This is a genomic window from Tunicatimonas sp., assembly GCF_049647865.1.
Classification (GTDB): Bacteria; Bacteroidota; Bacteroidia; order Cytophagales; family Cyclobacteriaceae; genus Tunicatimonas.
Genome location: NZ_JBARYM010000531.1, coordinates 1 through 11,280, shown reverse-complemented (window position 1 = coordinate 11,280; position 11,280 = coordinate 1). Strand labels below are relative to the sequence as shown.

At 43.1% G+C, this 11,280-nt stretch carries 10 protein-coding genes; 9 read left to right on the top strand and 1 reads right to left on the bottom strand.

Annotated elements, in window-relative coordinates; genetic code table 11:
* Positions 1-89: 89 nt before the first annotated feature.
* On the top strand, positions 90-608 hold the full coding sequence (locus WBA23_RS15685; protein WP_424583229.1) for a DUF5606 domain-containing protein: 519 nt from the start codon (positions 90-92) through the stop codon (positions 606-608).
* A gap of 59 nt (positions 609-667) precedes the next feature.
* Here the strand turns inward: WBA23_RS15685 and WBA23_RS15680 are convergent, their stop codons facing one another.
* On the bottom strand, positions 668-2,122 hold the full coding sequence (locus WBA23_RS15680) for an NADP-dependent isocitrate dehydrogenase (protein WP_424583228.1): 1,455 nt from the start codon (positions 2,120-2,122) through the stop codon (positions 668-670).
* 295 nt (positions 2,123-2,417) lie between these two features.
* On the opposite strand from WBA23_RS15680, the gene WBA23_RS15675 reads away from it, so the two are divergent.
* The 8 genes from WBA23_RS15675 to gatA all read left to right on the top strand — a co-directional run bounded on the left by WBA23_RS15675 (position 2,418) and on the right by gatA (position 11,240).
* The gene (locus WBA23_RS15675) at positions 2,418-3,203 is read left to right on the top strand and encodes an enoyl-CoA hydratase/isomerase family protein (RefSeq protein ID WP_424583227.1); all 786 of its coding nucleotides are present in this window, start codon (positions 2,418-2,420) and stop codon (positions 3,201-3,203) included.
* A gap of 75 nt (positions 3,204-3,278) precedes the next feature.
* On the top strand, positions 3,279-4,769 hold the full coding sequence (locus WBA23_RS15670) for a lipopolysaccharide biosynthesis protein (protein ID WP_424583226.1): 1,491 nt from the start codon (positions 3,279-3,281) through the stop codon (positions 4,767-4,769).
* A gap of 8 nt (positions 4,770-4,777) precedes the next feature.
* Positions 4,778-5,215 (top strand): dUTP diphosphatase, encoded by a 438-nt coding sequence (dut, locus tag WBA23_RS15665; protein WP_424583225.1) that lies wholly within the window; start codon positions 4,778-4,780, stop codon positions 5,213-5,215.
* Between the two features lie 396 nt (positions 5,216-5,611).
* A complete protein-coding gene (locus WBA23_RS15660) occupies positions 5,612-7,333 on the top strand; it encodes a tetratricopeptide repeat protein (RefSeq protein ID WP_424583224.1) in 1,722 nt (573 codons plus the stop codon).
* A gap of 70 nt (positions 7,334-7,403) precedes the next feature.
* Complete coding sequence (locus WBA23_RS15655) at positions 7,404-8,147, top strand: DUF4292 domain-containing protein (RefSeq protein WP_424583223.1); 744 nt, start codon at positions 7,404-7,406, stop codon at positions 8,145-8,147.
* Entirely contained in the window at positions 8,095-9,366 is a 1,272-nt protein-coding gene (locus tag WBA23_RS15650; protein WP_424583222.1) for a murein hydrolase activator EnvC family protein, read from the top strand. The genes WBA23_RS15655 and WBA23_RS15650 overlap by 53 nt, the downstream gene beginning before the upstream one ends.
* Before the next feature lie 232 nt (positions 9,367-9,598).
* On the top strand, positions 9,599-9,805 hold the full coding sequence (locus WBA23_RS15645) for a Sec-independent protein translocase subunit TatA/TatB (protein ID WP_424583230.1): 207 nt from the start codon (positions 9,599-9,601) through the stop codon (positions 9,803-9,805).
* Positions 9,765-11,240 carry an Asp-tRNA(Asn)/Glu-tRNA(Gln) amidotransferase subunit GatA gene (gatA, locus tag WBA23_RS15640; RefSeq protein WP_424583221.1) on the top strand — a complete coding sequence of 492 codons (1,476 nt, stop codon included), beginning with the start codon at positions 9,765-9,767 and terminating at the stop codon, positions 11,238-11,240. Before WBA23_RS15645 ends, gatA begins: the two co-directional genes overlap by 41 nt.
* The last annotated feature ends 40 nt before the right edge of the window (positions 11,241-11,280 follow it).

The window sequence follows — 11,280 nt, the reverse complement described above, 5'->3', positions numbered from 1 at the left end:
TTCGTGTTCTTACCGCGCAATGTTCAAGAAAGTTAAGTAATTTTGAACACTTGAACACTTGAACACTTGAACACTTGAACACTTAATTTATGGATTTAAGCGAAGTTGCCGCAATTGCGGGAAAAGGTGGATTATTTCACGTACTTAAGCCCTCTCGATCAGGAATGATTGTGGAGACCCTCGACGAGCAGAGAAAGAAAATGATGGTTAATATGAACCAACGGGTTTCAGTACTTAAGGAAGTATCTATTTACACTACCGATGCCGAAGGTGCAGTTCCACTAGAAGATGTATTTCAAAAGATTCACGAAGAGTTTGGAGATGACCCCGATGTAGATACTTCGGATGATGAAGAATTAAAAGCCTTTCTGAAGCACGTAGTACCCGAATACGATGAAAGCCGAGTGTACGTATCGGATATGAAAAAGCTCGTTAACTGGTACAGCATACTATTAAAGTATGCCCCCGATGTGCTAGAGGATGATAAAGCTGAGGAGAACGATAAAGCTGAGGAAGAGGAAAAAAAGTCAGATCAGCCAGAATCCAACCAATCTACCGCAGAAAATCCTGAAACAGCTACTGATGAAGCTTCCGAAGAGAATGACTGATGACTAATGAACAGTAAACGGATTAATCATTACTCACTAGTCATTACTCATCATTTTAATTATTGCCCCTGCGCTAGCGAGTAGGCGCGTTGGCCATTAATATTATACAACTGCTCAGTCTTGATGAAGTCGAAGTTGTTTTCATCCAGACGATTGAGCAACCCAATAATCTGCTGGTGAGAAACAGTTTTTCCCTCTTCCGCCACAAAACGACAACGCCAGTGGTCGGTACAAAACGTTTCGGGTAATCCGTCAGGATACACTTTTACTCCCCGGTTGGTAATTACGCGCAACGTAAAATCGTCGCCACTAATTGCCGCTAGTCCATCGCCAATTACCTTCGGATTGCGGTTGCTTTCATTCCAGTCGATAAACACATCCACTCCTACTAAGTCTTTTTGCCGGTTCGGGTCCGGCGGTGTACTGTAGTGCAACTTTTTACCTTGTACCGCGTGGTATTCAGCCGGTTGAAGACGCTTAGGAGTTTTGCCCAAATTTTTAACTATTTCTTCCGCAAAAGCCTGCGTTCCTACCAGCGACTTGCTTGAACCGATTCTATAAATATCTGCCGTATGCACTCCTGATTCTAAAGTGTACAACCAGGCGTTATTGATGTGGGTTGCTACTTCCGGCTGTCCAATGTGTACCAGCATCATAATAGCGGCGTTAATTAGCCCGGAAGGATTGGCTACGTCTTTTCCCGCAATGGTTGGGGCTGATCCGTGAATCGCTTCAAACATCGCGCAGCTTTCCCCAATATTAGCCGAACCACCCAGACCAACTGAACCGGCAATCTGCGCGGCAATGTCTGAAATAATATCACCGTACAGATTTAGGGTAACTACCACATCCAGGGTTTCGGGTTTGTCGGCCAGAATAGCCGAACCGATGTCGATAATCATGTGCTCCTTCTCAATATCTGGGTACTCTTCACCAATCTCATCAAATACTCGGTGAAACAAGCCATCGGTCAGTTTCATGATATTATCTTTGGTAAAGCAGGTCACCTTTTTTCGGTTGTAAGCTTCGGCGTATTCAAAGGCATAACGGACAATTTTCTCACAGCCCGGACGACTTACCAGTTTCAAGCACTGCACTACTTCTTCAGTCTGCTGATGTTCAATACCGGCGTATAAATCCTCCTCATTTTCCCGTACAATTACCATATCAATCGTATCGTGGCGCGTAGCCACAAATGGGCTGTACGATCGGCAAGGACGTACGTTGGCGTATAATCCTAGCGTTTTACGCGTGGTTACATTTAGCGATTTAAACCCTCCTCCTTGCGGAGTAGTGATCGGTGCTTTCAGAAAAACCTGGGTGCTACGCAGTGAGTCCCATGAAGAAGGTTCTATTCCCGAACTCACTCCCCGGTGATAGACTTGTTCCCCAATTTCAATCACCTCCGGTTCTATAGCGGCACCCGCAGCTTCTAAAATAGTTAACGTAGCTTTCATAATTTCTGGGCCAATACCATCGCCGTGAGCAACCGTAATCTTTCGTTTTTCTGACATAATATGTGCTTTATAAATAAGGAATGTGAATATTTATACCTAAGTAGTTTTCGCCGGATTAAATGCGATAAAAAAGATTAACGCCGTTACAATCAAGATGTTTGTTCCAAATTATCAATCCGATATATCTGTACTTTAACCCAAAAAAACTGCATATATTCCATGTTTTTGAGAATACTACCCCACCTGTTATATTTGCACCTCAAAAGTCCGTAAGCTTAAATGGGACTTATTACGAACGTTCCAATCTAGTTTTAAAGTTGAGGACGTACAGTTTACGTTTTAATAAGGTAGTATGGCAGATTACAAATATATCAGCACGGTATTGAAAGATGGTATCTTGACCCTCACCATTGATCGGGAAGATAAGCTGAACGCATTAAATCAGGCGACACTAGAAGAGATTGGCGAGGCTTTTCAGGAGATCTACGATGATAGTGACGTGAAGGCGGTCCTTATTATCGGAGCCGGTGAACGAGCTTTTGTTGCGGGAGCCGATATCAGTGAAGTATCTGAACTCAACGAAGTGAACGGTCGCAAATTTGCCGAAGTAGGACAAGAGGTCTTCGCATCCATTGAGAAATGTGATAAACCTGTAGTAGCAGCGGTGCACGGATTTGCTTTGGGTGGGGGCTGCGAACTAGCGATGGCTTGTCATATTCGCATTGCTTCTAAAAGTGCCGTATTCGGCCAGCCCGAAGTCAACTTAGGATTAATTCCCGGATTTGGCGGAACCCAGCGATTGCCGAACTTAGTAGGCCGAGGCCGAGCATTAGAGATAATGATGACCGGCGATACAATTTCTGCGGAGCGCGCCCACGAAATTGGCTTGGTTAATCAATTAGTAGACGATAAGGAAGCACTGGTAGACTACTGTGAGCGTCTGCTCCGAAAAATTACTACCAAAGCACCATTAGCTATTGGCATGGTAGTAGAATGTGTAAACGCTGCTTACGATGCCGAAGAAAACGGCTATCAGACCGAAGCCAATAGCTTTGCAGCCTGCTGCAAATCGCGCGATTTTGTGGAAGGCACCCAAGCGTTCTTAGAAAAGCGCGCCCCTCAATTTACTGGCGAATAGTAAATTGCTGCACTCCCTTACGTTTTACTCAACGGGGAACGATCCTTGCGGCTTGTCGGCTGAGAACACCACCGTATGAATCCACTTAAGAAATTAGCCGGACAAACCGCTCTTTACGGGGTTAGTACAATTCTGGGGCGGGTTCTAAATTATGCCCTCGTTCCGGTTCATACTAGTATATTCGTCGAGTCGCAATACGGAAAAATCAGCGATTTATATGCCTACGTAGCTTTCTTCAACATACTGTATACTTTCGGTATGGAAACTGCCTACTTTCGCTTTGCCTCTCAAAAGAAGTATCAGTCCGATCAAACCGCAATCTACCAATCGGCACTCACTTGGGTTTTATTAATTAGCTTCGTTGTGTCGGCCTTACTATTCTGGCAAGCTCCCGCTATTGCCCAGTGGTTGGGTTATGCCGAAGATGCCCATATTGTACGCTGGCTGGCCGTCATTATGTTGATAGATGCATTTGTGGCTATTCCGTTTGCCCAACTACGCTTAGAAAATAAAGCCCGCTGGTTTGTCATTACTAAACTTTCCAACCTTGGTTTGCAGGTAGGGCTTCAGTTATTTTTTCTATTATTGCTTCCTCAACTTATGAACCCTTCACAATGGTTTACGAGCGAAGAAGGAGTAATTAGTGTAAGTTTTGTATTTCTCGCAAACCTAATTGCTAGCCTGGTCACCCCCCTTTTTCTATGGAAATGGTTAGCGAAGTTCCGACTTTCCTGGGATCATCGATTTATCAAACCTATGTTAACCTACGCCTTTCCAATACTGCTAATGGGCTTGGCGGGTATGGTTAACGAGCGGATCGATATTATTTTGTTTGCTGATTTGCTTCCGGAAAATTTTTATCCTAATAAAACTCCGCAGGAAGCACTAGGTACGTACGGAGCTAGTGTAAAACTCAGTATCTTCATGCTACTGGCGGTACAGGCATTTCGCTACGCGGGCGAGCCCTTCTTCTTTTCGGGGGCCGAAGATAAAAATGCCCCTTCGCTCTTTGCTCAGGTAATGCACTACTTTACCATATTTAGTATCTTAATATTAGTAACCGTAAGTATTAATGTTGAGCTTATTGGTATGATTTTTCTTCGCAGCGAAGGTTTTAGAGATGCCCTGTATGTTGTTCCGTTTCTACTGTTTGGAAAACTGCTCTACGGTATTTATGTTAATCTCTCAGTTTGGTTCAAAATTACTGATCGGCCTATTTTCGGAACAATTATCGCCAGCGTTGGTGCAGGAATTACACTAATAGTGAATATCGGACTTATTCCGGTGCTGGGCTACTTAGGTTGCGCTCTTGCCAGCATTTCTTGCTATTTTGTGATGTGCTTGGTTTGCTATTATTACGGACGAAAGTACTATCCTATTCCCTACTTCTTCGCTCCGTCAATCGTCTATTTAATCGCTGGAATTGGCTTGATTTATCTGTCATTTGCCGTAGATTTACCCTCGGTTTGGTGGGAAAATGGTTTGAATATTGGATTAACGCTGCTATTTGCGATAATCGTTTTCCTACGAGAAAAGAAAAACTTACAGACCTACAGTAAAGCTTAACCACACTTATGATTCAAGTAAAAATTGTTAATAAATCCGACCATCCGCTACCTGCTTACCAAACTGAACACGCGGCGGGTATGGATGTGCACGCGGCTATTGATTCCTCTATCACCCTACAGCCATTAGAAAGAGCTTTAATCAGCACCGGATTTTTCATAGAGCTTCCGGTAGGTTACGAAGCACAGGTTCGCCCCCGCAGTGGGTTAGCCTACAAACACGGCCTTACTGTACTGAACAGTCCCGGTACTATTGACGCCGACTACCGGGGCGAAGTGAAAGTACTATTGGTCAACTTATCCAATGAAGCGTACACTGTAGAGTCTGGCGAACGAATTGCCCAGATAGTGGTAGCTAAACATGAGCAGGTTACTTGGCAAACAGTAGAGTCGCTCAGCGAAACTACTCGCGGGGCCGGGGGTTACGGTAGCACCGGACATCAGTAAACATAGCAATGTACAGTGAACGATAATCGCCCTGTAGACGCTTCTTATAATTGGCAACAAGCATTTTAGTCTTTGTTCACTACACCCTGTTAATTGCTAACTGTTCGTTGTACTAAATCTCTTTATTTCAGTTTTTTTAGCTGGATGCAGGATAGTACCTTCCGGTGAAGTAGGTTGTTCAACGTCCGTAGCTACTACTTTTTATTACAAGCAAACAATTTCGTTTTGCTGAACTTAAATTCTTCCGATTTAAGCATCGGAGGTTATAATTTAGTGGTGGAAAATATGCACTAATTTTGTTTATACTACCGTTGGGAACATAATCGTTGCTAGTACGTGGAAAAGTCTATAATTTAACGAGTCTACCCTAACTAACTGGTTAGAGAATTTTGTAGCATGAAGATATCTAATTTTGTAAAGCAAAGTATTGGAGTAAGCTTGGTATTTATCATGCTGGTGACAGTCAATAGTTTTGCGCAAAAGAATAAAAAAGAAGATAAAGCAGAGCGAAAAATACGCGAAGCAACTTACTACTTCACCGAGGGAGCCAAATATTATATTCTTGAAGACTTTGAAAAGTCGCTGGCTCTCTTCGAGAAATCACTAGAAAGTGACCCCAATAATCCGGCGGCGCACTTTAAAATTGCCTCTATCCTCTCGCGCCAAGGAGTACTGGATGATGCCTTGGTTCACGCCAACCAAGCTCTTGAAATAGACCCCGATAACAAATACTATTATCTTACCAAAGCCGAAGTATTAACCCAGCAGTCAGATTTTGCGGGTGCCGCTCTGGTGTACGAAACCATGATTGACCGTCTGGATAAAACGGATGATTATTTGTTTGACCTAGCGGCACTCTACTTATACCAGCAGGAGTTTGACCAATCCATTGAAACCTACAACCGGATTGAGCAGAAATACGGAATTTTACCGGAAGTAACTACCGCCAAACAACGTATTTACTTACAACAGAATGATCTGGAGAAAGCAATAGCCGAAGGCGAGCAACTTATTGAGACATTTCCGGGCGAAGGTGATTACGTGATTGGGCTGGCCGAAATGTTTATTTCCAATGGTAAAGACCAAGACGCTATTCCGTACCTGAAAGAGTTACTCGAGGTATCGCCCGATAATCCGGAGGCAGAACTTTTACTGGCTAAAATTTATCAGAACCAAGGTGACGATGCCGAAGCCGAAAAGCACATGAGTGCGGCATTTACCAACCCCAAACTGAACCTAAAGCTTAAGCTGGAATTGGTGGCTAAGTATATCCGAGAATTACCCGCCAATCGGCAACTAGTGAGTACGTTGACTGATAAAATTTTGGTGTCACACCCCGATGAAGCTGAGGCTTATATCATCAAAGGCGATTTTTTGAATGCTATTGACAGTGCCCGCCAAGCGCGCGATTACTATCTGCAATCTATTCAGTACGACGATACGAACTTCGATGTTTGGCAAAATCTGCTGACTATTGAGTTCCAGACATTGCAAGAAACTGACAGTGTAGTAAAGCACTCAGAACAAGCATTGGAGCTATTTCCCAACCAGGCTATTGTATATTTTTATAACGGGGCAGCCCATTCGGCTCTGCAAAACTACGACGAGGCAGCCTATTCGCTAGATCAAGCCCGGCGATTATCTAACAATACTGAGCTTACTGTTTATTGTAATATCTACCTAGGCGATGTATACAACGGTTTGGAACAATTTGAAAAATCAAGCGAAGCTTATGAGGCAGTACTAAAAGCTGACCCTAGCAACGATTATGTATTGAATAACTATAGCTACTTTCTGGCTTTGCGTCAAGAAAAATTACCTTATGCCAAACAACTTTCTGCTCGTCTGCTTGAACTAAATCCGAATAATGCTAATTATCTGGATACCCACGGTTGGGTTTTATACATGCTGGGCGAGTATAAACAAGCTAAAAAGTATATTGAAAAAGCAATAGCGCAGGGAGCTAGTAGTGGCGAAGTGGTAGAACACTACGGAGATATACTTTTTAAATTAGGTGAAGTAGACCAAGCCGTGCAACAGTGGATGAAGGCTAAAGGTATGGATGATGCTTCCGAACTTATCGATAAAAAAATTGCTGACCGAAAACTATACGAATAACCTGACCTGCAGACTCCCAACTAATTTGGTAACGAAATACTTAACCTATTTGCTTGCTGGACTTCTTTTTTTGATAGTAGCTTCTGGCTGTAGCAAAAAGGTGGCGGGCGTTGATCGTAGCGGGGTGAAAGCTACTGAACTCAATATTGCTAATGTCGACTTTGAGTACCTAACCGCCAGCAGTAGAATAAAATTTCAGAGCGAAGGGCAGAATGTGAGTGCTACCGCTAACATTCGGATAAAAAAAGACAGCGTTATCTGGATTTCGGTTACTCCGGGCTTCGGTATTGAAGCGGCTCGTGCCATTATCAACCGCGATTCTGTGTCACTCGTTAATCGGTTGGAAAAGGAGTACCGTAGCTACAATTTTCAGGAATTAAGTAAAAAGTATAATTTTACTATCAATTACGATCTGCTGCAAGCCATTTTGTTGGGCGATATGCCCCGCTCACTCGTTGACAAAGATCAAGTGAAGCAAGAAACAAACTACTTTATGGTGCGGCAAATAGAAGGCCCGGTAGTCATTGATAATTTTATTGATCGGCAACTACTGAAAGTGGAGCGAGTGACTATGGTAGAGAGAGAGAAAAGTGGTTCAGCAAGAAATCGCAAAAATACGCTTAACTTAAAGTACAGTGATTTTAAGCAGTTGGATGAAGAAATACTGCCGTTTAGTAATTTGGTTTCTTTGGACTATCGGCAGCGAGGTCAGAAACGCCGGACTCAGATTGATATTAAGCACAAAAAAGTGTCCATTGTTAATGAAGCTCTACGCTTTCCGTTTTCAGTTCCTGATAAATACGTTCGCCGATAGCCTTTTAGGTTCTCAAAGGTTTCTGCTAGGAATCTGCTTACTCTTCTCAGTAACGGTCGGTTGGGGTCAGCAATCGCCTGTTTCTCGTAAAGAACTAGAAAAAGAAAAAAAGGAAAATATACAGCGCATTAAAGAGGCGCAACGGATCCTCTCTGAAACTTCATCACGCCGAGAGAGCAGTATTGGGCAACTCAATGCCATTAATGAGCAAATTCAGGCGCGAGAATCCCTTATTCAGTCTATCAGTCAGGAGTTGGAACTATTAGCTACGCAGATTAGCGAATTAGGTGGAGTTATTACGGCACTAGAAGAAGATCTAGTGAATTTAAAGGAAGAATACGCCCATATGGTTTATGCTACCAGTAAAACCAGTAACAGCTATAACCGACTCACCTTTTTATTCTCTGCCAAAACCTTCAACCAGCTCTTCCGGCGGATTAAATATATGCAACAGTATTCTGAAGCACGAAAAAATCAGGTCAACCAAATCCAAAAGGTTCGGGAAACGCTTATCAACCAACGAGAAACCATTGAAAGTAAGCGAATGGAGCAGCAAGTTCTATTAGATCAACAGGTGATTGCCAATCAAGATTTAATTGCGCTGAAGACTAAACAACGCGCCCTTATCCGCGACCTGAACCAAAAGGAAACGCAACTTCGAAAGGAGGTAGCAATGCGCCGCAACGATGTGCAACGCCTAGAACGCCTAATTGCGAAGCTCATTAAAGAAGAAATAGAGGAAAGTGCTAAAAATAATACTGAGAACGCAGTAGCACTCAATACATCGAAAGAAGAATTATCTACTTCGTTTGCCAGCAATAAATCTAAACTGCTATGGCCGGTCAACAGTGGGTTTATCTCGCAACGTTTTGGTAACAATCCGCATCCGGTTATGAAGAATATTCTGGTACCCAACGACGGCGTAGATATTCAAACCAATCAGAATGCCAGAGTGAAAGCCGTGTTTGATGGAGTTGTAATTGCTATCACTCCCATTCCTGGCCCCGGAAACAGCAAGGCCATCATTATGCAGCACGGGGAATATTTCACCGTTTATTCTCGCCTAAAAGATGTAAACGTTCGCAAAGGTCAAGCAGTACGAGCCGAAGAACCCGTAGGCATGGTTTATACTGATTCCGACGGCATTTCTGCTCTACAATTTCAAATCTGGCACAATCAACAAAAGCTCAACCCCGAGCCTTGGCTACAGAGAAAATAGCGTGTTTCGGTGTTAAAGGTCTGAGTGTTGAGTTCAGGGTTTAAAGTTTCTCGCTAATGCTACTCAAAACTCTACAACACATAAATATTGTAATACTGTTTCTGAACTTTTCACTACTAAATTTCTTTAGCCAGTAGAGCATTAGTTTACAGATATAAGAAAGCATACGCATTTATTCGTTATATTTAGCGTTTAGCTAGAAATGTAGTTTATCACAAAAAATTTTAATATGATGACCAATTTTGCATTCATAGGTGGTCTAGGTGGCTGGGAAATTCTCTTGATAGTTTTAGTATTACTTATTTTCTTTGGGGCCAAGCGTATTCCCGAGCTAGCCAAAGGGCTAGGTCGTGGTATTCGAGAATTTAAAGATGCTACCAAAGAAATTAAGGACGAAATTGAAGAAGGAAGCCGAAACACCACCACTACCAAGTCGTAACTTACCGTCATTCACTTCTTTTCGCGACATTCGGCAACTACTGCAAGATGCTGCTATTTCTTGTCAGGAAGTGGTACAACATTATCTCGCCAATATTCGCGATAAACAACATCTCGGAGCATTTTTAGAAGTATACGAAGATGAAGCTCTCGCTCAGGCTTCCGACGTAGACCGTAAGCTAAAGCTAGGAACTGCCGGACGCTTAGCTGGAATGGTCATTGGTCTTAAAGATGTGCTTTGCCATCAGGATCATTCTTTACAAGGCGGAAGCCAGATTTTAAATAGCTTTAAATCGCAGTTCAACGCCACCGCCGTACAGCGCTTACTCGATGAAGATGTGATCATCATTGGTCGGCAAAATTGTGATGAATTTGCTATGGGCTCATCTACGGAAAATTCATCCTTCTTCCCTACTCGAAATGCGGCGGACCCTGAGTATGTACCCGGCGGCTCATCGGGTGGTTCGGCCGTAGCGGTACAAGCGCATATGTGTACCGCTTCTTTGGGTTCAGACACCGGCGGCTCAATTCGCCAACCGGCTGCTTTCTGCGGGCTAGTTGGTATGAAGCCCACGTATTCTCGCATTTCTCGCTACGGATTAATTGCCTATGCCTCTTCCTTCGATGTTATCGGCACGCTTACTCATACCGTAGAAGATGCTGCTCTACTTACCGAAATTATGGCTGGACCAGATGAATACGATAGTACTGCATCTCAACAACCTGTTCCGGCCTATAGCAAACTACTCTCTGCCCGACCTAAATCTCGCAAAATTGCTTACTTGCAAAATACGCTAGATCACGAGGGAATACACCCGGATGTAAAAGAGAAAACCGAACAAGCACTCGAGCAGCTTCGGAAGCAAGGCCATACTGTATCTCCCGTTGACTTTTCGTTATTAGAGTATGTCTTGCCTACCTATTACATTTTAACAATGGCTGAGGCCAGCTCTAATCTCTCTCGCTTCGATGGTGTTCGCTACGGGTACCGTAGTGATGAAAGTAATACAATGGAATCTATGTACAAGAAAACTCGAGCTGAAGCGTTTGGAGAAGAGGTGCAACGACGAATTATGCTGGGAACGTTTGTGCTTAGTGCAAGTTACTACGATGCTTATTATACGAAGGCTCAGAAAGTACGCCGTTTGCTGCAAAATGCCACACGTAATCTATTAGAAGAATATGACTTTATTGTGCTGCCTACAACTCCAACCCCAGCCTTTAGATTAGGCGAAAGAGCAACCCCTATTGAAATGTATTTGGCAGATTTATTTACTGTACAGGCTTCTATTGCTGGAGTCACCGCTATTTCAGTTCCAGTAGGTCATACTCAAAAAGAATTACCTATAGGACTACAAATTATAGGTGGAGCATTTAAGGAGAGTGATTTATTCAATTTTGCCGAACATTTTATGATTAAGCAGACGGCAAACTGACTTAAGTAACTAATTATACTTTATATAGTCACTTTTTTTC